This is a genomic window from Skermanella pratensis (assembly GCF_008843145.1).
GTDB classification, from domain to species: domain Bacteria; phylum Pseudomonadota; class Alphaproteobacteria; order Azospirillales; family Azospirillaceae; genus Skermanella; species Skermanella pratensis.
The window spans coordinates 5268052-5290530 of the sequence record NZ_CP030265.1 but is presented as its reverse complement, the minus strand read 5'-3'; the positions used below and the strand labels follow the sequence as shown (position 1 = coordinate 5290530).

Sequence of the window (22479 nt, the reverse complement as noted above, 5' to 3'; positions counted from 1 at the left end):
TTTATGATCAAAAGAACCGGACGGTCAACCGTCGACGTGGCCGCACCCGCGGCCGCGAACCTGGGGAGGGAAAAACATGACGGACTTCCGCGCCAACGGAAGGAGGGCGCTGGTCACCGCCGGCGCTTCGGGCATCGGACTGGCGATCGCCCGCGCGCTGGTCGAGGCCGGGGCCAAGGTCCATGTCTGCGACGTGGACGAGGCGGCGCTGGCCCGCTGCCGCGAGGCCCTTCCGGACGTCGGGACCACGGTCGCCGACGTGTCGGACGATGCCGCGGTGGACCGCCTGTTCGACGAGATCAGGACCGGCCTGGGCGGACTGGACGTGCTGGTCAACAATGCCGGCATCGCCGGGCCGACCGCCGCGATCGAGGATATCGACCCGCAGGACTGGCGCCGCTGCATCGACATCGACCTGACCGGCCAATTCCTGTGCGCCCGGCGCGCCGTGCCGATGCTGAAGCAGGGCGGTTCCGGCGCCATCATCAACATGTCGTCGGTCGCGGGCCGGCTGGGATACGCTTTCCGCACGCCCTACGCCGCCGCCAAATGGGGCGTGATCGGACTGACCGAGAGCCTCGCCAAGGAGCTGGGGCCGTCCGGCATCACGGTCAACGCGATCCTGCCCGGCATCGTCGCCGGCCCGCGGATCGAGAAGGTGATCGGCGCGCGGGCGGACCAGGTGGGCGTCACCTATGGCGAGATGGAGCACGAGTACCTTCAGAAGGTCTCGCTGCGCCGGATGGTGACGGCAGAGGACATCGCCGCCACGGTCGTCTTCCTGGTGTCGCCGGCGGGGCGCAACGTTTCCGGCCAGTCGCTCAGCGTCTGCGGCAATGTCGAAAACCTCTGATCAAGAGCTGAGGACAAGCTGATGAACCAACGGGCATCCATCGTCGGGTCCGGCCTGATCGGCCGTTCCTGGGCCATCGCCTTCGCACGCGCCGGCTGGGACGTGGTGATGTGGGACCAGGCCGACGGGGCGGCCGAGGCCAGCCGCGCCACCACCCTGGCCCTGCTGGAGGACCTGGCGTCCGAGGACCTGCTGAACGGCCAGTCCGCGGCCGAGGTCGGCGGGCGGGTCGGCGTCGCCAAAACCTTGGCCGAGGCGCTCGACGGCACCTCCTGGGTGCAGGAGAACACGCCCGAGATCGTCGAGATCAAGCGCGAGGTGTGGGCGTCGATCGATCCGCTGGCACCCGCCGGGGCGGTCTGCGCCAGTTCGACCTCCGGCATCGTGCCGTCGGCCTTCACCGAGGCGCTGGAGGGGCGGGGCCGCTGCCTGGTCGCGCACCCGATCAATCCGCCCTACCTGATCCCGGCGGTCGAGCTGGTTCCGGCCCCCTGGACCACGCCCGAGGCGATGAAGCGCGCCGAGGAGATCATGCACGCGATCGGCCAGTCGCCCATCGTGATGTCGCGCGAGCTGGACGGCTTCGTCATGAACCGGCTCCAGGGCGCGCTGCTGGAGGAGGCGTTCCGGCTGGTCGCCGACGGCTATTGCACGGTCGAGGACGTCGATGTGGGATTGCGCGAAGGCCTGGCGCTGCGCTGGTCCTTCATCGGCCCGTTCGAGACGATCGACCTCAACGCGCCCGGCGGCGTCCGCGACTACGTCTCCCGCTACGGCGGGCTGTACGAGCGGCTCTACAAATCGATGCAGCGCCGCGCCGACTGGACCGGCGAGGTGCTCGACACGGTCGAGCGCCAGCGCCGCGAGCGCGTCCCGCAGGAGAAGCTGGGCGATCGCCAGCGCTGGCGCGACCGGCGCCTGATGGCGCTGAGCCGGCACAAGCGCAAGGCCGCATCGGACTTCGGAAACTGAGGAGGAAACGACAGACATGGCACAGTCCCGCAAGGTCATCATCACCTGCGCCGTCACCGGTGCGATCCATACCCCGTCCATGTCGCCGCACCTGCCGGTCACGCCGGAGGAGATCGCCGACGCCGCGATCGGTGCCGCGGAGGCCGGTGCAGCGATCGTCCACCTGCATGCCCGCAACCCGGAGACCGGCAAGCCGGACCAGAGTCCGGAGGCGTTCCAGCCCTTCCTGAAGGTGATCAAGCAGCGGACCGACTGCGTGATCAACCTGACCACCGGCGGCGCCCCCTACATGACGGTGGAGGAGCGGGTCCGCCCGGCGGCGACGCTCCACCCGGAGGTGGCGTCGCTCAACATGGGCTCGATGAATTTCGGCCTGTACCCGATGCTGAACCGCTTCAAGGATTTCAAGTTCGAGTGGGAGCGGCAGCACCTGGAGAACAGCCGCGACCTGGTGTTCAAGAACACCTTCAGCGACATCGAGTATGTCCTGAAGACCTGCACCGAGAACGGCACCCGGTTCGAGTTCGAGTGCTACGACGTCTCGCACCTCTACAACCTCGCCCATTTCCGCGACCGGGGGCTGGTCAAGGGGCCGCTGTTCGTCCAGACCGTGTTCGGCCTGCTCGGCGGCATAGGCCCGCATCCCGAGGACGTGCTTCACATGAAACGGACGGCGGACCGGCTGTTCGGCGACGATTACCGCTGGTCGGTCCTGGGGGCCGGGCGCAACCAGATGCCGATCGCCGCCATGGCCGCCGCCATGGGCGCCAATGTCCGGGTCGGGCTGGAGGACAGCCTGTGGGACGGTCCCGGCAAGCTGGCCGAGAGCAACGCCGTCCAGGTCCGCCGGGTCAGGGGCATCCTGGAGGGGTTGGGCCTGGAGGTCGCGACCGCCGCGGAGGCGCGCGAGATCCTGGCGCTCAAGGGCGGCGACCAGGTCGCGTTCTGACCCTGCGGGAACCCGCCTCGGCCGATCAGTCGGCCTTGGCGGTTTCCTTGCCCCCGGTTTCCTTTTCCCCGGCGGCGTTCTTCTTCTCGGCGGCGTTCTTCTTCTCGGCCAAGTCCTCGACCTTTTCGCGAACCTTGTCGTTGGGCTGCTTGTCCGGATCGGCCTCGATCCGGACCGGCGCGGTGCCGTCGTCGATCATGTCCAGCTTCTTCGCCGCCCCTTTCGACAGGTCGAGCACCCGTCCGTCCACATAGGGGCCGCGGTCGTTGATCTTGACGTCGACCGACTTGCCGCTCTCCTCGTGCGTCACCGTCGCCGTCGAACCCAGCGGCAGTTCCTTGGAGGCGGCGGTCATCTTGTTCTCGTTGAACGTCTCGCCGTTGGCGGTCTTGCGGCCGTTGAACTTGCCGCCGTAGAACGAGGCTTCGCCTTCGATCACGACCGAATCCCCGGCCGCGGGCTCGTCCTCGGCGACGGCAGGGGCGGTACCGATCAGCGGCCCGATCAACCCGAAAGCAACGAAAAACGAAACCACGGTCGTCCGCATGCCGAATTCTGCCTTTTCACAAGAGGTGGTATTTTCACAAGAGGTGGCAGGTAAACATCGTCCTTCACCGGCGGTTCCGACTTGATTTGGGGGTAGTCGGCGTTCCGCGTTCCCGGATGCGGATTCCTCTGGTCCGCAAAACCGGAATCATGGATGGTGCGCCGCGGGAACAATCACCCGGTCGCAGAGGAATGGCGCATGACGGAACCGATCGCTTTCGTCCTGGCGGTTATCGGCCTGCTGGCCACGCCCGGCCCGACCAACACGCTGCTCGCCGCGTCGGGCGCCACGGTCGGCTTCAGGCGTTCGCTGCCCCTGATCCTCGCCGAGGCGGCGGGATATCTCTGCTCGATTCTCGTGCTGGCGGCGGTGCTGGGACCCGCCACGCAGTCATGGCCGCTCTTCGATACGGCGCTGCGCGTCCTGTGCGGCACCTATCTCGCGTACCTGGCGTGGCGCCACTGGAACGCGGTGCTGGACGGCGTGGAGGTACAGCCCGTCCCCTTCGCGCGGGTGTACGTCACGACCCTGCTGAACCCCAAGGCGCTGGTGCTCGCCTTCACCGTCGTGCCGCACCTGGCAAGCGGCGCGTTCGCGGCTGCGGTCCCCTATCTGACGGGGCTGGTCGGCCTGATCGTCCTGCTCGCGGGCTGCTGGATCACCATCGGCGCCTGTCTGACCGCCGGAGCGGCCGGCCCCTCCCGGAGGCGCTGGGTGCAGCGGGTGAGCGCCGGCGTTCTGGGCCTGTTCGCCGTCATCATCTCGGGCTCGGCGTTCGCTGGATGAGAATCCACCCGAAACCGTGACGCATCTGCATCTTATCGGCTGAAACCGCTGATCCCTCCGATTTGCAGCGTTGGATGCGCCGCACTATATTCCATAATGAAAATAGGCCGTCCCGCGCGGCGGCCGCATTCCAGCCGAAGCCAGGGGAACCGGGAGTTGCTGTCCCAGAAAGCCAAGTACGCATTGCAGGCCTTGCTGGTGCTCGCCGAACTGGACGAGGGCCAGTCTCTGATGATCGGCGACATCGCCGAGCGGCAGCGGCTGCCCAAGCGCTTTCTCGAACAGATCCTGCTGGACCTCAAGCACCAGGGCGTGGTGCAGAGCTGGCGCGGCAAGAACGGCGGCTATGCGTTGCTGAAGCCGGCGGACAGGATTTCCTTCGGCGAGATCGTCCGCATCATCGACGGCCCGCTGGCGCCGCTGCCCTGTCTCAGCCGCATGGCCTATCGCCGCTGCGAGGAGTGCGTCGACGAGGAGCGGTGCGCCGTCCGCAAGGTCTTCGCCAAGGTGCATGACGCGACGACCGAAATCCTGGACGGGATGACCCTGGCCCGGGCGCTCCAGGGCGCCGGCGATGCCCGGGAACTGCTGCGCAGCGCCGGGTAGCCGGCCCGGCCCGGCGGAATCTCCATCATGACATGGGACCAGGCGGTGCTCCTGGCGGTGCTGGGGGCAACGCTCGGGGTGTTCATCCTCGACCGCTGGCGCTTCGACATCGTCGCCATGACGAGCCTGATGACCTGCGTCCTGGTCGGATTGATCCCGCCGGAGGCCGCCTTCGCCGGCTTCAGCAATCCGGCCGTGGTGACCGTCGCCATGGTCCTCGTGATCACCCGCACGCTGGGGCGGACCGGCGTGGTGGACGAGGTGGCGCGCCGCTGCACGGCGCTGGCCGGCGGCCCGGCCGGCCACGTAGCCGCGATCTGCGCCTTGGGTGCCGGCCTGTCGGCCTTCATGAACAATGTCGGGGCCCTGGCCCTGCTGATGCCGATCGCGCTGTCCACCGCCCGGCGGAACGGCTACCCGCCCGGCATGCTGCTGATGCCGCTGTCCTTCGCGACCCTGCTGGGCGGCATGAGCACGCTGATCGGGACGCCGCCCAACCTGCTGATCTCGGCTTTCCGGGCCGACGCCACCGGCTCCCGCTTCCTGATGTTCGATTTCCTGCCGGTGGGATTGACGGTCGGCGTCGCCGGGGTGGCGTACCTGGCGTTGGTGGGCTGGCGGCTGATCCCCCGCGACCGGGGTGTGGCGCGCGACGACATCGACCGTTTCCGGGTCAGCGACTACGTGACCGAAGCCCTGGTACGGCCCGGCTCGCCCTGGGCCGGACGCAAGGTCGAGCATCTGGAGGCTGAGCGCGGCGCCAGCGTGATCGGCATCATCCGCGACCGCCGCCGGGTATTCGCGCGGCCCGGAACCGTCAGCTTCCAGTCCGGCGACGTGGTGCTGCTGGAGACCGACACCGCCACCCTGCGGCAACTGGTCGAACTGGAGGGCTTCGCCCTGGTGGCTCAGGGGGGCGGCGGGCGGCAGCTGGTCCTGACCGAGGCGATAGTGGCGCCCAACGCCCTGATCCAGGGCAGCAGCGCCCTGTCCCTGGACCTGCGGGAGCGCTGGGGCGTCAACCTGGTCGCGGTATCCCGGCAGGGCCGCCGGTTCGAGGGGCGGCTGCGCGACGCCAGCCTGAGCGCCGGCGACATCCTGCTGCTGGACGGCGACCGCGACACCGTCGCCGAGGCCATGGCCGAACTGGGCTGCGTCCCGCTGGCCGACCGCAAGCTGGAGTTCGAGCCGCAGCGCACTCTCCTGGCCTTGCCGGTGTTCGGCGCCGCGGTGGCGGTCGCCGCCTTCGACCTCGCCTCGGCGGCGGTGGCCTTCGCCTGCGCCGTCATCCTGATGCTCGCCACTCGCATCATCCGCCCGACGACGCTGTACGAGAGCGTCGACTGGCCGGTGATCGTGCTGCTGGGAGCCATGATCCCGCTCGGCACGGCGGTCCAGACGACGGGCCTCGCCGACCGGATCGGCGACGCCGTGATCATGCTGGCGCCCCAGACCGGCGCCATGGGCATGCTCGCGGTGGTCCTGATCGCCACCATGGTGGTGACGCCCGTGCTGAACAACACCGCGACCGTGGTGATCATGGCCCCGGTGGTGATCAGCATCGCGCGTCAGCTCGGCGTGTCGCCCGACGCCTTCCTGATGGCGGTGGCGATCGGCGCATCGTGCGATTTCCTGACCCCCTTCGGGCACCACAACAACTCGATCATCCTGGGGCCGGGCGGCTACCGGTTCGGCGACTTCTGGCGCGTGGGACTGCCGCTGGACTTGATCGTCGTCGGACTGTCCCTGCTGATCATCCCCCGCGTCTGGCCGTTCTGACGGCGGCGCCCTGTACCCGGAGGCCAATCAGCCCGGAACGATCCTTTCCTCCTTCAGCCGTGCGAACAGGTCGAAAAAGCTGTCCGGCGTGCTCTGGTAGTCCAGGAAGCCGGCCTTGCGGCTCTTGGTCATGTCGGTGACCACTTCTATCGGCCGGCCCAGGTCGGCATCGGTATGCCACCACGACGCCAGCCGGGTCAGGTCGCCTTCGGCCAGCCCGTGGCGCCGGGCGATCCCGCTCCAGATCGGGCCGGCGTCCGCCATCGCCTGCTCGAGCGGCCGGGCGCTGCCCTGGTAGGGTGCCGCTTCGATTCCGAAACGGGCCGCGAGGCGCGGCCACAGCCAGTTCCAGCGGAAGACGTCGCCGTTGACCACGTTGAAGTCTTCGTTGCGGCCGGCCTCCGAGGTGGCGGCCCATTCCAGGTGGCGGGCGAGCAGGCGCGCGTCGGTGATGTCGGTCAGGCCGCTCCACTGCGTCGGCGAACCGGGGAACGCGAAGGGCAGGCCGGCTTCGCGGCAGAGGGTGGCGTAGACCGCCAGCGTCACGCCCATGTTCATGGCGTTGCCGACCGCATAGCCGATGATGGTGTGCGGCCGGTGGACGCTCCAGGTGAAACCCTGCCGCGCCGATGCGGCGAACAGCTCGTCCTCCTGGGCATAGTAGAAGTTCTCGACCGGCTGGCGCCCCTGCTCCTCGCGGAACGGGGTTTCCGGCACGGCGCCGGCGCCATAGGCCTCGAACGGCCCGAGATAGTGCTTCAGCCCGGTGACCAGGGCGACATGCTGCAGGCTGGGGGCGGACCCGACTGCGTCCAGCAGGTTGCGCACCATTCCGCCGTTGACGCGGCAGTTCTCGGCTTCCGTCGCCTGGCGCGACCAGGCGGCAATGAAGACGTGGCTGACGTCCAGGCCCTTGAGGGCCGCCGCGGTCTCCTCCGGCTTCGACAGGTCGGCGGCGACCGGCTTGATCTCCGGCCGGCGGAACGACGGCCGGCGCGCCAGCCCATGGACGGTCCAGCCCCGGTCCAGAAGCCTTTCGGCCAGGTTTCCGCCGACGATGCCGCCGGCACCGACGATGAGCGCCGATTTCGACATGGAATCCACTCCGATTGATTGTCCTTCAGGACGCTGCCCGCTGTCCGCAGGGGCGCCTCTCCATGGGGAACGAGCGAAAGCCGCCTTCGGGGACAGAGCTGTCTTCAGAAGATTGTGGAAAACCCTAAGATTGTACTATGAAAACCTGCTGTGTCGTGTCGGCGATGAATTAGTTTGACAGCTATCAAATGTGACAAATATGGTTGAGCATAAGATTGTGCGGATTTTCGGCTGAGTAGCCGGAAAATTTAATCAGTTCATAATGTACAATAGAGCGGAGTCAGGGAAATGGCGATCAACAGGCTTTTCGGATTGGGATGCACGTCGGTACGCGGGTTGATCGCAGTCGGCGTCGCCGCAGCCCTGTGCATGGTCGCCAGCCAGGCGTCGGCCGAGGTCTCGACCATCCGTTTCGCCCGGCAGCTCGGCCTGGGATATCTCCAGCTCTACGTGGCGCAGGACCTGAAGCTGGTGGAGAGGCACGCCAAGGAAGCCGGCCTCGGCGACGTGACCGCGACATACACGCCGCTGGGCAGCCCCTCCGCCGTCAACGACGCGCTGCTGTCCGGCAGCGCCGATCTGGCCGCGGCCGGCATCCCGCCGTTCCTGATCCTGTGGGACAAGACCCGCAGCAACATCGGCGTGCGGGCGCTGGCGACGTTGAATTCCCAGCCGGCCTACCTGAATACCAACCGCCCGGATGTGAAATCCCTCGCCGACTTCACGGCCAAGGACCGGATCGCGGTTCCGACGGTCAAGCTGTCGTACCAGGCGATCATCCTCCAGATGGCGGCCGAGCAGGCGTTCGGCGAGGGCCAGCACGCCAAGCTCGACACCATGACCGTGTCGCTGAGTCATCCGGAGGCGACGATCTCCCTGCTCTCGGGCCGGACCGAGGTGACGGGCAGTTTCACCAGCCCTCCGTTCCAATACCAGCAGCTCGAGAGCGACAAGGTCCACCGGGTGCTCAGCTCCTACGACGTGCTGGGCGGCCCCGGTTCCTTCAGCGCGCTGTGGGCCACCGGCCGCTTCGTCGAGGACAATCCGAAGACGGCCAAGGCGGTCCTGGCGGCCATGGACGAGGCGAGCACCTTCATCCGGGAGAACCCGGCCAGGGCGGCGGAGATCTATATCCGCCTCGACAATTCCAAGCTGTCGCCCGACTTCGTCCAGCGGATCATCACCGATCCGGAGATCCAGTACTCCACGACGCCGCAGAACATCCTGAAATACACCGATTTCATGTCCCGCGTCGGCACCCTGAAGAACAGGCCCGCGACTTGGCAGGAGCTGTTCTTCCCCGCCCTGCACGACCGTTCGGGAAGCTGAACCCGAGACATGACCCTGAGAGATAGACGGAGACATTGAAAGCTATGGGCCGGGTTCTCCCCTTCGCCTCGCAGGACGCCGACCCCGGCGTCCTTCTCGACGTCGACAACGTGACGCTCCAGTACAAGACGGAGTCGCGTCTCGTCACCGCGACCTACCAGGTCGACTTCCAGGTCCACCGGGGCGACCGCTTCGTGCTGCTGGGTCCGTCCGGCTGCGGCAAGAGCAGCCTGCTGAAGGCCGTAGCCGGCTTCATCAAGCCGGTCGAGGGCACCATCCGCCTGAACGGCGCGCCGGTCCGCGGCCCCGGCCCCGACCGCATGGTCGTCTTCCAGGAGTTCGACCAGCTCCTGCCGTGGAAGACGGTCTTTCAGAACGTGCTGTTCCCGCTGCGCGCCCGCGGCGTGCCGGCCCGCGAGGCGGAGGAACGGGCGCGCGACTACATCGCGAAGGTCGGGCTCGACCGTTTCCGGGATTCCTACCCGCACACCCTGTCGGGCGGCATGAAGCAGCGGGTCGCCATCGCCCGCGCCATGGCGACCGAGCCTGAAATCCTTCTGATGGACGAGCCGTTCGCCGCCCTGGACGCGCTGACCCGCCGCCGGATGCAGGAGGAACTGCTGCAGCTCTGGGACGACGTGCGGTTCACCGTGCTGTTCGTCACCCACTCCATCGAGGAGGCGATCATCGTCGGCAACCGCATCCTGGTGCTGTCGCCCCATCCCGGACAGGTCAAGGCCGAGCTGAACTCCCACGCCTTCGGCCACGAGAAGAGCGAGGGCTTCGCGGCGCTGGAGAACCGCATCCATACCATGCTGTTCGCCGAGCGGCAGCCGGCATCGCCCCGGGGAGCCCCGTCCGTGACCAGGGCGGTCCGGCCATGACCGCCCATCAGCAACGCCTGGTCCCCTCGGTCCGGCCGGAGTTCGAGCGCGGCGTGACCGACGCCGGGGTGATCGGCGACATCAGCCGGCCGCTGTCGGCCTGGGAAAGGGTGACCGGCAACACGCTGGCCCGGCGAGTCTTCATCCTGGTCCTGCTGGGCGCCGCGTGGCAGGGCTATGCCGTCTGGACCCAGAACCCGCTGATGTTCCCGACCCTGTCGGAGACGCTGGCGACGCTCTGGACCAGCCTGGTGGACGGGACCCTGATCGAGCGCTGCCTGACCTCGTTGCGCGTCCTGGTGGTGGGCTATGCCGCCGGCATCGCCGCGGCGTCCGTGCTGACCATGCTGGCGGTGACCACACGCTTCGGCAACGACCTGCTGAGCACGCTGACCTCCATGTTCAACCCGCTGCCGGCGATCGCCCTGCTGCCGCTGGCGCTGCTGTGGTTCGGCCTGGGAGAGGGCAGCCTGACCTTCGTGCTGGTCCACGCCGTGCTGTGGCCGATGGCGCTCAACACCCATTCCGGCTTCATGGGCGTCAGCGAGACCCTGCGCATGGCCGGGCAGAACTATGGCCTGAAGGGCCTGCGCTACGTCGCGCTGATCCTGGTGCCGGCGGCGCTGCCGTCGATCCTGACCGGACTGAAGATCGGCTGGGCCTTCGCCTGGCGCACCCTGATCGCCGCCGAGCTGGTGTTCGGCGTCAGCTCCGGGGCCGGCGGCATCGGCTGGTTCATCTACGAGAACCGCAACCAGTTGGAGATTCCGAGCGTCTTCGCCGGGCTGCTGATGGTGATCATCATCGGCCTGCTGGTCGAAAGCGTGGTCTTCCGAACCCTTGAAATCCATACCGTCAGAAAATGGGGAATGCAGCGATGAGCCCGAGCTCCACGCTTCTCGACGACATCGACGTGGTCCCGGTCTCGCCCGTGCTGGGCGCCGAGATCAGGGGCATCGACCTGTCCCGCGGCCTGGACGACCGCCAGTACGAGCGGGTCAACCAGGCGCTGCTCGACCACCGCGTGATCGTGTTCCGGAACCAGGACCTGTCCGACGACGCCCTGCTGTCGTTCAGCCGGCGCTTCGGCACCCTGGACAAGGCGCCGCCCAACGAGAACGGCAAGCAGTTCGTGCCCGGCTACGAGGAGATCTACGTGATCTCCAACGTGGTCGAGAACGGAGTCGCGATCGGGGCGCTGGGCGCCGGAGAGGCGTCCTGGCACACCGACATGTCGTTCCTGCCCGACCCGCCGCTGGGCAGCGTGCTCTATTCGCTGGAGGTCCCGCCGGCCGGGGGCGACACCTGGTTCCTGAACACGGTGCTGGCCTACCGGTCGCTTCCCGAGGACCTGCGCGCCCGGGTCGACGGCCTGTCGCTGAAGCATGACAGCACGACCAACAGCGGCGGCTTCATCCGCTACGGCTACGAGAAGCCGACCGACCTGGCGACCTCGCCCGGCACCGTCCATCCGCTGGTGATCACCCATCCGGAAAGCGGCGACCGCGCGCTGTACCTGGGGCGCCGGCTGAACGCCTTCGTCGTCGGGCTGCCGATCGAGGAGGGCGAGGCCCTGCTGGACGAGCTGTGGGCCCATGTGGCCAAGCCCGAGTTCACCTGGGCGCATTCCTGGCGGAAGGGCGACTTGGTGATGTGGGACAACCGGGTCACCATGCACCGCCGCGACAGCTTCGACAACCGGTACCGCCGCCTGATGCACCGCACCCAGATCCGGGCGCGGCACAAGGCTTGAGGTTTTGAAGCCTGATACCAAGTTCAGGAAATTTTGACCGGAGCCGCCCAGGCATAGCCGCATGTGGATCGGATCCGTCCTGGCTGGTTAAGGAGAGCATTCCAGGTTGTGCAGCAGACCTCGATGATGTGGTTGAGATCGGTGAACAGGCGGTGTGAGAGCAGGGTGTCTCGCATGACCTGCCACAGACGCTCGATGGCATTGAGCTCTGGGCTGTAGGGCGGCAACGGGACGAGGGTGATGTTGGTCGGCACCATGAGATCGTTTGCGCTGTGCCAGCCGGCTCCGTCGATCAGCACGGCGGCGTGCGCCGTGTCGCCGACTGCCTGGCTGATTTCGGTGAGCATGAGGTTCATCGCCTCGGTGCTGGCTCGGCTAACCACCAGGGCCACACCGGTATCCCGCTCCGGGCACACCGCGCCGAAGATGTAGGCGGACTTGAAGCGATGGTCACGCACCGCCCTCGGCCGCGTGCCAGTTGGTGCCCACAGATGGGTCAGCGAGCCTTTTTGGCCAACCCTGGCCTCGTCCTGGAACCAGACCTCCACCCGCTCGGCGTTGGGATGCTGATCCTGGATGCTCGCCACCGTCTGGGCAAAGTTTTTTTAAACGCCTCCTGGGCAGCCAGGTCGGTCCTGGGGTGGATCGGCCGGGGCTTCAGCCAGGAAAAGCCCATCCGACGCAGCACAGCGTGCATGCCGCCCTGACTGTAGTCAGCGCCGAAATGACGCCGGGACAGCTCGCGGATATGCGACAGGCGATACTCCACCACACCATCGCGCTCAATCTGCGGACCGTCGGCGATCAAGGCTGCCAACTCCGGGAGCAACTCCTCGGCCAGTAGGCAAGGCCGACCGGGTCGGGTACGGTCGCGTAGGCCTTCCACACCCGCTTCGTTGAAGCGGTGAACCCAGTCCCGCAGGGTCTGCCGATCCATTCCGCCGAGGCGAGCGGCCTGCTCACGGCTGACGCCATCGAGCACCGCCGCCAGCGCCAGGAGCCGACTGGCAACCCGACCGTCCCGCTCCAGGCGAACCTGCCGTCGCAAGTCGCCCGCCGCAATGTCTCGCCGGATCGCAACAGCCACCATCCTGTTCCTCCGTAAATCACCGCAGTGAAACCGAATCACAAACTGCCTGCTCCTGCAAGCCCCGGTAGCAACCTTTCACCAGCCCTAGCCAGCCTCTTCAAGAGTCAGAATCTTCTGAATGCGGTATGATATCCGGACGGCCGGGGGTTTCCCCGGCCGGTTTCAGTTGGCGTAGAAGATATCGAGCCCTTCCGACTCCGACGACAGCGATTCCAGCGCCTGCTCCGCGTCGGACAGGGCGTCCCACAGGTCGTGGGCCAGGGTCCGCCGGTCGCATCCGGCATCGGGGCTGTCCAGCAGCCGTCCCAGCTTGCGGTGTGACACCAGCGCCTTGTGGCGCATCCAGGCGACCCGCGCCCGTTCCGCGTCGCCGAGGCCCGCTTCCAGGTCGCGGAGGCTGATCTCGGCGTCTTCCGTGATGAAGGTCAGGCGGGCATGGGCGGACGGCATCCGGCCGGTCTGGCGCAATACCGTGCCGGGAAGCTGGAGCATGCCGAAGCCCGCCGGCCAGGCGCCGTCGTCGGTCAGGCTGAGGATCAGGTCGCAGGTTTGGCCCGTCGGGACCGGGGCGGGAACCACGGGAACTCCCATCAGTCCGCCGACCGCGTCGGCGACGGCGGGATGCCGCGCCAGACCGGCCAGGAACCTGGCGGAGGCGCCGCGCCGCGCCGCCGTGGCGATGCCTTCCCGGCTGAGCACCCGGAATGGGGCCGTGATCGAAGGCCGGTGCCGCCGTCCCGCAACCTCGCGGGAGGACAGGTCGAGCGACCAGGCCGGCGGCTCCAGGGCCAGATGGCGGTCGGGGTTGAAGTCAGGTTCCGCGCCCGGTTGACTGCTCCGGCGCGACGTCAGGGGAATGATCGTCGCATCCATCGGCATGCCTCCTCCGTCGTTAATCCGTTCTCAACTCCGACCATCATCCATGCTAATCACGACCAAATCAATAGAGATTACGTAGTCAACGATGCTGACCGCTCGCCACGCCCAGGGCCTGGTCCAGGTCGGCGATGATGTCGTCGATATGCTCGATGCCGATGGACAGGCGGACATAGCCTTCGCTGACGCCGGTCGCGAACTGCTCCTCGATGGACAATTGCGAGTGCGTGGTGCTGGCGGGGTGGATCGCCAAGCTGCGCGCGTCGCCGATGTTGGCGACGTGGTAGAGCAGCTTGAGGCTGTCGATGAAGTGCCGGCCCGCCTCGCGGCCGCCCTGCAGCTCGAAACCGACCAGGCCGCCGTATCCGCCCTTGAGGTAGGCGTCGGCGCACCTGCGCTCGTCCCCCTGCTGGAGGCCGGGGTAGATCACCTTGGTCACGGCGGGATGCTTGGAAAGATAGTCGGCGACTGAGGCCGCGTTCCGGCTGTGCTCCCGGATTCGGAGCGGCAGCGTCTCCAGCCCCTGGAGGATCTGGAAGGCGTTGAACGGGCTGAGCGCGCAGCCGAGGTCGCGCAGCAGGGTGGTGCGCGCCTTGATGATGTAGGCGACGGGGCCGATCCCCTTGACCGCCTCGACCCAGACGGCGCCGTGGTAGCTGGGGTCCGGCTGGTTCAGCAGCGGCTGGCGTTCCGGGTTGGCCGCCCAGTCGAAACCGCCGCTGTCCACGATCATGCCGCCGATCGAGGTGCCGTGGCCGCCGATATACTTGGTGGTCGAATAGACGATGATGGCGGCGCCGTGGTCGAACGGACGGGCCAGGATCGGGGCAGCGGTATTGTCCACGATCAGCGGTATGCCCAGCGGCCGGCCGATGTCGGCCACCTCGCGGATCGGGAACACGGTCAGCTTGGGGTTGGGCAGCGTCTCGGCATAGTAGGCGCGGGTGCGCTCGTCGGTGGCGCGGCGGAAATTCTCCGGGTCGGCCGGATCGACGAACCGGACCTCTATGCCCTGCTGCTTCAGGGTATTGGCGAACAGGTTCCAGGTCCCGCCGTACAGGTTGGTGGAGCTGACGATGTTGTCGCCCGCCCGGGCCAGGTTCTGCACCGCCAGGGCCGAGGCGGCCTGGCCCGAGCTGACCGCCAAGGCCGCCACTCCGCCTTCCAGGGCCGCGATGCGCTTCTCCAGCACGTCGGTCGTCGGATTCATGATCCGGGTGTAGATGTTGCCCAGTTCCTTCAGGGCGAACAGGTTGGCGGCGTGCTCGGTGTGCTCGAACTGGTACGACGTGGTCTGGTAGATCGGCACGGCGACGGCGCCGGTCGCCGGATCGGACCGGTATCCGGCATGCAGCACCAGGGTCTCGGGGTGCGGGGCGCCGGGGTTTGGTGAGTCGGGCTTTGGTGAGCCGGGGGTCTTGCCGGTGGCGCTCATGGCTTGCGGTTCCTCTCTTCTGGCCTGCCCGCGGGGTTCCGTGTCCCCGGTGGGTCATGGCCGCCAAGCTACAGGAACGCCGGCCGGCTGGGTATCGTCTTTGTGAATTGAACTTATTCCGCCAGAACGTTGTGTATTTTCACTGCCGGGATGGCCGGGGCGATGCCGGCCAGCTCCTCCCGGGCGTGGCGGATGATCTGCGAGGCGCCCCAGACCGCCAGCGTCGCCATGATGGCGGCCACGGCGATGTCGGGCCAGCCGGTGCCGGTGCCGAACACGCCCAGGGCCGCGGCCATCACGGCGAGGTTGGCGATGGCGTCGTTCCGCGAGCAGATCCAGACGGAGCGGCGGTTGCTGTCGCCCTCCCGGTGGAAATAGAGCAGCAGCGCGCAGGCGATGTTGGCCGCCAGCGCCAGCGCGCCGATGGCCCCCATGATCCCGGCTTCGGGGACGGTCTGGTTGAAGGCGTTCCAGGCGGTCTGGAGCGCCACCCACAGCCCGACCGCTCCCAGCGACACGCCTTTCAGCAGGGCGGCGCGGGCGCGCCACCGGAGCGCCATGCCGAGCACCAGCAGCGAGATCGCGTAGTTCGCCGCGTCGGCCAGGAAATCGACCGAATCGGCGAGAAGCGAGACCGAATCGGCCGCGGCGCTCGCCGCCAGCTCGGTCAGGAACATCCCGGCATTGATCGCCAGGGCCGTCCACAGGACGCGGCGATAGGTCTTGTCCACCGGAGGCTTGGTGGAGGAGCATCCGCCGTTGCAGCAACCGGCAGCCATGGCAATCCTCTTTATTAAGTATAACGACTTTTCCATCGGCTGTGACGATCGACATTGCGTCAGGATCGGAAGACCTTATTTTCCGTTCCTATGTCGGCCGTCGCGGCGCGGTCCCGTCATGATATCGCCGCGCTTGGGAGCAACGGGTCCATGAGTGAAGTACAGTTTGCAGTACCTGAATTCGCCGCGCCAGGGGATGAAGCGGCTTCCCGCCCCGCCCCGCGCGCCAGCGACATGGTCTGGGGCCTTCTGCGTGCCGACGCGGTCCGCATCTCCTCGGAGGAGGAGATCCTGCGCGGCTTCATCCATGGCGCCGTCCTGTTCCACGACGACTATGCCGGCGCGCTGGCGGCGCTGCTCGCCCACAAGCTGGGCGATCGCAACATGCCGGCCGAGCGGCTGGAGCGGCTGGCGCACGAGGCCCTGTCGGAAGACCCGGACATCGTGGATGCCGGCGCCGCCGACCTGATCGCGATTCTGGAGCGCGACCCGGCCGCCGACAGCTATCTGACGCCGTTCCTCTACTTCAAGGGCTTCCACGCGCTCCAGTGGCACCGGATCGGCCACTGGCTGTGGACCCACAATCGCCACAGCCTCGCCCATTTCCTGCAGAGCCGCGTGTCCGAGGTGTTCGCGATCGACATCCACCCGGCGGTTCCGGTCGGGCGCGGCGTCTTCATCGACCACGGCACCGGCCTGGTCGTCGGCGAGACGGCGGAGATCGGCAACAACGTCTCGATCCTCCAGGAGGTGACCCTGGGCGGCACCGGCAAGGAGCACGGCGACCGGCACCCCAAGGTGCGCGACGGCGTGCTGCTGTCGGCCGGCGCCAAGATCCTGGGCAACATCGTGATCGGCCGGGGCGCCAAGGTCGGCGCCGGCAGCGTGGTGCTGAAGGAAGTTCCCGAGTGCGCCACGGTGGTCGGCGTGCCGGCCAAGGTCGTCGGCTGGTGCAGCGGCCCGGCGGCGGCCCTGGCGATGGACCAGAGCCTTCCGGAACCCGACTACAGCATCTAGCGCTCCGGTGAGCAATGCGTAGGTCGGCCTTCGCCCGCCAGGGCGAACGCCGACACCGCTCATCAACGCGCCGGCCATGGTGTCGGCGTCGGCCTGCGGCCGAAGCCGACCTACCAGAATACCCATAGTCATCTTCCGTCCTGCTTCGGCGTCCAGCCCCGCAGGGTCAGCGCGTTGGCGACGACGCTGACGGAGCTGAGCGCCATGGCGCCGCCGGCGAGGATGGGGCTGAGATAGCCCAGCGCCGCCAGCGGGATGCCGACGACATTGTAGGCGAAGGCCCAGAACAGCCCCTGCTGGATCTTGGCGTAGGTCCGTCGGGACACGTCGAGGGAACCCGCCACCAGGGCGGGATCGCCGCGCATCAGCGTGACGCCGGCAGTGTGCATGGCGACGTCGGTGCCGGTCGCCATGGCGATCCCGACATCGGCCGAGGCCAGGGCCGGCGCGTCGTTGATGCCGTCGCCGACCATGGCGACGGTCTTCCCCTCCGCCTTCAGCCGGGCCACCACGTCGGCCTTGTCGCCGGGCAGCACCTCGGCGAAGACCCGGTCGATCCCCAGTTCCCGCGCCACGGCGCCGGCCGCGCCGGCGCTGTCGCCGGTGACCATCACGGCCTCGATCCCTTGGGCATGCAGCGCCGCGACGGCCTCCCGGGCGCCCGCCTTGACCGTGTCGCCGAACGCGACCAGCCCCAGGACGCGGGATTCCGGCGCCGCCTCGGCCAGCCAGGACACCGTGCGGCCCGACGCTTCCAGGGCGTCCGCCGCCTCCGCCAGCGATCCCGGCGCAATCCCGGTCTCGGCCAGCAGCCGGCGGGTGCCCAGCAGCAGGGAGCGGCCCTCGGCCCGGCCCGAGACGCCGCGCCCGGCGAGCGCCTTGAAGCCGGTCGCCGGCACTGGCGCCGCACTCTCGGCATCGGCCAAGTCGCGCACGGCGCGGGCCAGCGGATGCTCGCTGCCCTGCTGCAGCGAGGCCGCCAGCCGCAGCACGTCGCCGCGATCGACGCCCGACGCGGGAACCAGGTCGGTCACCCGCGGCTTGCCCTCGGTCAGGGTGCCGGTCTTGTCGAAGGCGACGACGGTGACAGCATGGGCCCGTTCCAGCGCCTCGGCGTCCTTGATCAGGATGCCGTGACGCGCGGCGGACCCGGTGCCGACCATGATCGCCGTCGGGGTGGCGAGACCGAGCGCGCAGGGGCAGGCGATCACCAGCACCGACACGGCGGTCAGGATCGCCGCCTCCAGGTCGCCGCCGAGCGCCCACCAGGCGGCGAAGGTCACGGCGGCGATCACCAGCACGACCGGCACGAAGACGGCGCTGACCCGGTCCACCGTCCGCTGGATCGGCGCCTTGGACGCCTGGGCGCCCTCGACCATGCGGACGATGCGGGCGAGCATGGTCTCCGATCCGACGGCCGTGGTCTCCACCGCCAGCATGCCGTCCACGTTGATCGACCCGCCCGTGACCGCCGAGCCCGGCGCCTTCTCCACCGGCAGGCTCTCGCCGGTCAGCATGCTTTCGTCGACCGAGCCTTCGCCCTCGCGTACCCTTCCGTCCACCGGGATGCGCTCGCCGGGGCGGACCACCACGATGTCGCCAACCCGGACCCGCTCGACCGCCACTTCCCGCTCGACGCCGTCGCGGCGCACGCGGGCGGTGTCGGGCCGCAGGTCCATCAGCGCCCGGATCGCCGCGGCGGTCTGGCCCTTGGCCCGGCTCTCCAGCCACTTGCCTAGCAGGATGAAGGTGATCAGCACGGCCGACGCCTCGTAATAGAGGTGCGGCGCGTGGCCGCCGTGGCCCGCCGGGTCCGGGGCGGCCAGATACTCGTCCAGCAGCAGATAGGTGCTGAGCCCCCAGGCGGCCGAGGTGCCGATGGCGACCAGCAGGTCCATGTTGCCGGCGCCCGCGCGCACCGCCTTGAAGGCCGCGACGTAGAACCGCCAGCCCAGCCAGAACTGCACGGGAGTCGCCAGCACGAACTGCAGCCAGCCCGGCGGCATCACGTCGAGCCCGGCCAGGTCGCCGACCATGCCGGCGACCAGCGGGAGCGACAGGGCCGAGGCGATCAGCACCCGCGTCAGGTCGTGCCTGGACCGCCCGCGCGCCTCGTCCGCCGCCCTCATGCCGGCGCCCGCCTCCTCGGCGACGATCGGGGCGGCCCGGAAACCGGTACGGTCCACCGCGGCCACCAGGGTATTTCCGTCGAGGCCGCTGCCGACCACGTGCGCCCGCTCGGTCGCCAGGTTGACCGACGCCTCGGTGACGCCCGGCACGCGGCGCAGCGCCTTCTCGACACGGCCCACGCACGAGGCGCAGGTCATGCCCTCGATCGACAGGTCGAATTCCGCCTGCCCGGCGTCGGGTGAATTGTCGGTTCGGATTGCGGCGTAAGCCATGGCTGACCTCTCGGATCTCCTGTAAGCCCATATGGATGGGCCTTCCAGTCGTGGGAAGGTCAAGGGCTATTTGCCGCGGCCGCGGCGCGATGGTGCGTCGGCATGCGGCGCTTCGACTCCATCTGCATTCGAGTTGTCTTTAATCTCTCGTAAAAAGTTCTTTGACACAGTAGGCGCGCAACACAAGAGGGGGTCATCGTGGGCTTTTCTTCGATCAGGCATATTCCCGTCTATGTCGTGACAGATATCACGAAACCCGTTGCTGCGTGCTCGATGGCGAAGGCGCGCATCCTGATCGAGAAGCATGCCGCGAAACTCCAGTCAATCAACGGGCGGTCCGGAGTTATTGTCAGTTCGGCCGACATACTCATGGCGCATCTCAGCCCTCTACTTCAGTTCCTCTCCCCCCAGGAGGCCACGGAGTCGGAAGCGGTCTCCGCCGACCTCCCTTCCGCTCCCTGCCATCGGCCCATGAACGACAGGGAAGTGGCGGAACATCTGGTCAGGGCGGCTAGCCTGACGGCCTCTGCTCAAGGAGGGCTGGACGACAAGGCGGTCGTGGAGATCCGCGACATCCGGCAGAGGCTGGCCGACGCCATCCCCGGCATGACCTTTCCGCGCCCGACCACCGGCCCGCTGGCGAGCAGGCTCAACCAACTGTTCCTGATCTTCAGCCAAGCCCAGGCCGACCGGAAGCTGGACGACATCGGCGTCATCAGGCAGGTGCAGGCTCTGACCTGGTAGGGACCTGCGGTTATCCGGTGATCCGGCCGCCTGCCGTCGGAAGCCGAAGCCATCCCGGAAACAGTCGGGATGATTCCGGCCTAACTTGAGGCGCCCTGCCTGGAGGCACCGCGACCTGCCTCGCGATTGATGTAGAACAAGCCGATCAGCGAGAGGCACATGCCGACGGCCATCGTCAGGGACAGGGGCTCACCGAACACGGCATGCGCCCAGATCATCGTTATTGGTGGGCTGAGATAGAGCGCTCCGCTCGCGCTCTCGGCCGAACCGAGGCGGAGACAGGCCCAGTACAGTCCATATCCCCCCAGCGTCGGGATCAGCACGAGCCACAGGAGGCTCAATCCGAATGCCGGACTCACGACGGGTGCGATGCCGCCCTCGAGCAGAGCCAGGATGCCGAAGACCGGCACGCTGACACAGACCTGGATGAAGAGCGTTGCCGAAATCGGCAAGGACAGGTCGGTTCCGCCGATCCTCTCCTGGATCAGCGTTGCGACAGCCAGCGACAGCATGCCCAGCACGGGCAAGCCATAAGCCCATACCGGTGCCGAACCCAGCCGGAAGCTTTCGCCGGCCACGGTCACGACGCCAAGGGCACCGATGCCGACGCCCACCCATTGCAGCCCGCCTGTTCGCCGTCCCGGCAGGAACATCGACATTCCCGCGACCGCCAGGGGTAGCAGGTCGGCGGCCAGCGCGGCCAGCCCCACCGGGACTCCGTACTCGATGGATTTTGCGATCGGCGCCAGATAGCCGCAGATGGCAAAGACACCGATCAGCGCCTGACGACCCATTGCTGCCCGCGGCGCCGCGCGGAGAGCCGGCAAGGCGAAGGGCAGCAGGAGCGGAACCGCCAGCGCGAAGCGCCAGAACGTGACCAGGAACGTCGGCGCATGCTCAGCCGCAAAGCGGTAGCCGATGAAACCCGCGCTCCAGGCGACGACCATGGCCGCCTGCAGCCCGAAAAGCACGAATGCCGAGGGAGCGGCGCGGCCCGCTGCGTTTTCCCCACGCCCTGCGGTACCTCCTGCGTTTACCGTGCCCATGACTGTCTTGCCCATGACCGTCTTGCCCATGACTTTGCTCCTTCCCGTCATGGACTTGACATTCGGGTGACAGGGTCGTTCAATCAAACGAAACTATATCAACCAGTAATGCGAAAATCTTAAACTATGCCGCCGCCCCTCGATATCGAGCTTCTTCGCACCTTCCACGCCATTGCCCGTTTCCGGCAGTTCCGTGCGGCTTCGCTCCATCTCAACCGCAGCCCCTCGGCCGTCAGCACGCATGTTCGCCGCCTCGAGGAGCTTGCCGGCCGGCGCCTGTTCGACCGCGACAACCAGGGGGTGACGCTGACCCCCGCCGGACGGAGCCTGCTGATCCAGACCGTCGAGTTCCTGCAGGCGCATGACCGGATCGTCGCGAGCTTCGACGCATCCGCAGCCACCGGGCGGTTGCGGTTCGGCGTCTCCGAGGAATATGCCCACAGGCTGCTGCGCGACGCGCTGCCTCTCTTCTCGGCGGAACATCCCGCTGTCGAACTCGAGGTCGAGACCGGTTCGAGCGGCGAGCTTGCGAACCGGCTGGAGCGCGGCAGCCTGGATCTCGTCGTCGTGGTGGAGCCCGCGGGCCAGTCACGCCAGCCCGGCGGCACAGCTTTCGGCACGACGCAACCGGTATGGGTCGCAGGCGCCGGACTCCATCTCCCCGCGGATATCCCGGTGCCCCTCGCTCTGCACGGCTCCGGCTGCCCTTACCGGGCCGCCGCGGTCGATGCCTTGGCGGCGATCGGCCGTTCGTGGCGAACGGTTGTGACAAGCTCAGGCTCGGCCGCCATCGAGGCGGCGATCGAGGGCGGCTTCGCCGTCGGCATCCTCGACCGCGCCCGCGTCACCGATGCCATGAGGATCCTCGGGCAGGACGATGGTTTGCCGGTCCTGCCTGTCCATGACCTGATCATCGCCCGGGCACCCGGGGCTGCCGGCAAAGCGCAGGATCTCCTCGCCGGGACGATCATCCGCCACTTCCGCCTTTGAAGGTCGGGCGGAAGGTGCTGCGCTCCCGATCTGTGCTACGACGGCGAGAGAGTATGTCGGTGGTGGAGATGGAAGCTCGGCCAACCAGCTGGTGGGTGCGCCGGTCCGCACCGTTCTCAGGGCCGATCACGGTGCCCGGTACAAAATCGAACAGGCTGTAAAAAGCTACTCCCATAACCCGAGCAACTGCTGCAATACCCGTTATAGCAATCAGTATCGCTAAGATAATAATAATGAATAATAAAATCATTGTTCAGCCTCTATCCGCATCTCCTTTGTATTGATGACGTTAAATGCAACCATGTGTTTGAGTTTGCAGCGCGATTAGAACACTTCCAACGGTCCCTAAACACGGAAAAAGGGCCTGCCACGTTCCCCGGTTCCCTTGGGTTCATGGCAGGCTTTTTCTGTGAGTGGTAGTTAGGTTAAACGCCAGTGCAGAACGCTGGCGCTGAAGGCGGTAGAGGCAAGGGGGAAACGTGTCACCCCGGTCCCCTGCTGGCCTCTTCCAGAACCCTTATAAATCAGTATGTTAAAAGGTGCTGGG

22 protein-coding genes are annotated in these 22479 nt (G+C 67.5%); 13 read left to right on the top strand and 9 right to left on the bottom strand.

The features are described 5' to 3' along the window. Positions 1-76: 76 nt before the first annotated feature. The 3 genes from DPR14_RS24340 to kce are packed head-to-tail and all read left to right on the top strand — an operon-like array spanning position 77 to position 2774. The gene (locus DPR14_RS24340; protein ID WP_158047453.1) at positions 77-853 is read left to right on the top strand and encodes an SDR family oxidoreductase; all 777 of its coding nucleotides are present in this window, start codon (positions 77-79) and stop codon (positions 851-853) included. A 21-nt stretch (positions 854-874) separates the two neighbouring features. After that, positions 875-1825 carry a 3-hydroxyacyl-CoA dehydrogenase gene (locus tag DPR14_RS24335; RefSeq protein ID WP_158047452.1) on the top strand — a complete coding sequence of 317 codons (951 nt, stop codon included), beginning with the start codon at positions 875-877 and terminating at the stop codon, positions 1823-1825. A 16-nt stretch (positions 1826-1841) separates the two neighbouring features. Next, the gene (gene kce / locus DPR14_RS24330) at positions 1842-2774 is read left to right on the top strand and encodes a 3,5-dioxohexanoate:acetyl-CoA acetone transferase (RefSeq protein WP_158047451.1); all 933 of its coding nucleotides are present in this window, start codon (positions 1842-1844) and stop codon (positions 2772-2774) included. Between the two features lie 25 nt (positions 2775-2799). Here kce and DPR14_RS24325 read toward each other — a convergent pair whose 3' ends face one another. After that, positions 2800-3321, bottom strand: coding sequence for a septal ring lytic transglycosylase RlpA family protein (locus DPR14_RS24325; RefSeq protein WP_158047450.1), 522 nt, complete (start codon positions 3319-3321; stop codon positions 2800-2802). A 198-nt stretch (positions 3322-3519) separates the two neighbouring features. Here DPR14_RS24325 and DPR14_RS24320 point away from each other — a divergent pair, with 198 nt between their 5' ends. The 3 genes from DPR14_RS24320 to DPR14_RS24310 all read left to right on the top strand — a co-directional run bounded on the left by DPR14_RS24320 (position 3520) and on the right by DPR14_RS24310 (position 6492). Then, positions 3520-4107 (top strand): LysE family translocator, encoded by a 588-nt coding sequence (locus DPR14_RS24320; RefSeq protein ID WP_158047449.1) that lies wholly within the window; start codon positions 3520-3522, stop codon positions 4105-4107. A gap of 156 nt (positions 4108-4263) precedes the next feature. After that, positions 4264-4713 carry an RrF2 family transcriptional regulator gene (locus tag DPR14_RS24315; protein WP_158047448.1) on the top strand — a complete coding sequence of 150 codons (450 nt, stop codon included), beginning with the start codon at positions 4264-4266 and terminating at the stop codon, positions 4711-4713. Between the two features lie 27 nt (positions 4714-4740). Beyond that, positions 4741-6492, top strand: coding sequence for an SLC13 family permease (locus DPR14_RS24310; protein ID WP_158047447.1), 1752 nt, complete (start codon positions 4741-4743; stop codon positions 6490-6492). Between the two features lie 27 nt (positions 6493-6519). Here the strand turns inward: DPR14_RS24310 and DPR14_RS24305 are convergent, their stop codons facing one another. Next, on the bottom strand, positions 6520-7587 hold the full coding sequence (locus tag DPR14_RS24305) for an SDR family oxidoreductase (RefSeq protein WP_158047446.1): 1068 nt from the start codon (positions 7585-7587) through the stop codon (positions 6520-6522). 288 nt (positions 7588-7875) lie between these two features. Here DPR14_RS24305 and DPR14_RS24300 point away from each other — a divergent pair, with 288 nt between their 5' ends. From DPR14_RS24300 to DPR14_RS24285, 4 genes are read left to right on the top strand one after another with little or no spacing between them, the layout of a single operon-like run. After that, positions 7876-8916 carry an ABC transporter substrate-binding protein gene (locus tag DPR14_RS24300; RefSeq protein ID WP_158047445.1) on the top strand — a complete coding sequence of 347 codons (1041 nt, stop codon included), beginning with the start codon at positions 7876-7878 and terminating at the stop codon, positions 8914-8916. A 44-nt stretch (positions 8917-8960) separates the two neighbouring features. After that, positions 8961-9800 (top strand): ABC transporter ATP-binding protein, encoded by an 840-nt coding sequence (locus DPR14_RS24295; protein WP_158047444.1) that lies wholly within the window; start codon positions 8961-8963, stop codon positions 9798-9800. Then, positions 9797-10681, top strand: coding sequence for an ABC transporter permease (locus tag DPR14_RS24290; protein ID WP_158047443.1), 885 nt, complete (start codon positions 9797-9799; stop codon positions 10679-10681). The genes DPR14_RS24295 and DPR14_RS24290 overlap by 4 nt, the downstream gene beginning before the upstream one ends. After that, a complete protein-coding gene (locus DPR14_RS24285) occupies positions 10678-11553 on the top strand; it encodes a TauD/TfdA dioxygenase family protein (protein WP_211103864.1) in 876 nt (291 codons plus the stop codon). Before DPR14_RS24290 ends, DPR14_RS24285 begins: the two co-directional genes overlap by 4 nt. A gap of 23 nt (positions 11554-11576) precedes the next feature. Here DPR14_RS24285 and DPR14_RS24280 read toward each other — a convergent pair. From DPR14_RS24280 to DPR14_RS24265, 4 genes are all read right to left on the bottom strand, one after another. Continuing rightward, positions 11577-12643, bottom strand: a protein-coding gene (locus DPR14_RS24280; RefSeq protein WP_158044865.1) for an IS630 family transposase whose coding sequence is annotated in 2 segments (ribosomal slippage) — positions 11577-12145 and positions 12145-12643 — 1068 coding nt in all. Because the reading frame shifts where the segments join, the coding sequence is not laid out codon by codon here. 162 nt (positions 12644-12805) lie between these two features. Further along, on the bottom strand, positions 12806-13516 hold the full coding sequence (locus DPR14_RS24275; RefSeq protein ID WP_158047441.1) for a hypothetical protein: 711 nt from the start codon (positions 13514-13516) through the stop codon (positions 12806-12808). An 85-nt stretch (positions 13517-13601) separates the two neighbouring features. Continuing rightward, on the bottom strand, positions 13602-14954 hold the full coding sequence (locus DPR14_RS24270; protein WP_158047440.1) for an O-acetylhomoserine aminocarboxypropyltransferase/cysteine synthase family protein: 1353 nt from the start codon (positions 14952-14954) through the stop codon (positions 13602-13604). 113 nt (positions 14955-15067) lie between these two features. Continuing rightward, positions 15068-15733, bottom strand: a complete 666-nt coding sequence (locus tag DPR14_RS24265; protein WP_158047439.1) for a cation efflux transmembrane domain-containing protein — start codon at positions 15731-15733, stop codon at positions 15068-15070. 234 nt (positions 15734-15967) lie between these two features. Between DPR14_RS24265 and cysE the strand changes: the two genes are divergently transcribed. Continuing rightward, the gene (cysE, locus tag DPR14_RS24260) at positions 15968-16750 is read left to right on the top strand and encodes a serine O-acetyltransferase (protein WP_158048331.1); all 783 of its coding nucleotides are present in this window, start codon (positions 15968-15970) and stop codon (positions 16748-16750) included. 128 nt (positions 16751-16878) lie between these two features. Here the strand turns inward: cysE and DPR14_RS24255 are convergent, their stop codons facing one another. After that, on the bottom strand, positions 16879-19152 hold the full coding sequence (locus DPR14_RS24255; RefSeq protein ID WP_158047438.1) for a heavy metal translocating P-type ATPase: 2274 nt from the start codon (positions 19150-19152) through the stop codon (positions 16879-16881). A gap of 471 nt (positions 19153-19623) precedes the next feature. Here DPR14_RS24255 and DPR14_RS24250 point away from each other — a divergent pair, with 471 nt between their 5' ends. Then, a complete protein-coding gene (locus tag DPR14_RS24250; protein ID WP_158047437.1) occupies positions 19624-19896 on the top strand; it encodes a hypothetical protein in 273 nt (90 codons plus the stop codon). A gap of 80 nt (positions 19897-19976) precedes the next feature. On the opposite strand, the gene DPR14_RS24245 is transcribed toward DPR14_RS24250, so the two are convergent. Next, on the bottom strand, positions 19977-20972 hold the full coding sequence (locus tag DPR14_RS24245; protein WP_211103863.1) for a DMT family transporter: 996 nt from the start codon (positions 20970-20972) through the stop codon (positions 19977-19979). 96 nt (positions 20973-21068) lie between these two features. Between DPR14_RS24245 and DPR14_RS24240 the strand changes: the two genes are divergently transcribed. Continuing rightward, entirely contained in the window at positions 21069-21932 is an 864-nt protein-coding gene (locus DPR14_RS24240) for a LysR family transcriptional regulator (RefSeq protein WP_158047436.1), read from the top strand. Here DPR14_RS24240 and DPR14_RS24235 read toward each other — a convergent pair. Then, the gene (locus DPR14_RS24235) at positions 21910-22182 is read right to left on the bottom strand and encodes a hypothetical protein (RefSeq protein WP_158047435.1); all 273 of its coding nucleotides are present in this window, start codon (positions 22180-22182) and stop codon (positions 21910-21912) included. The two genes, DPR14_RS24240 and DPR14_RS24235, sit on opposite strands and share 23 nt — an antisense overlap. Between the last annotated feature and the right edge of the window lie 297 nt (positions 22183-22479).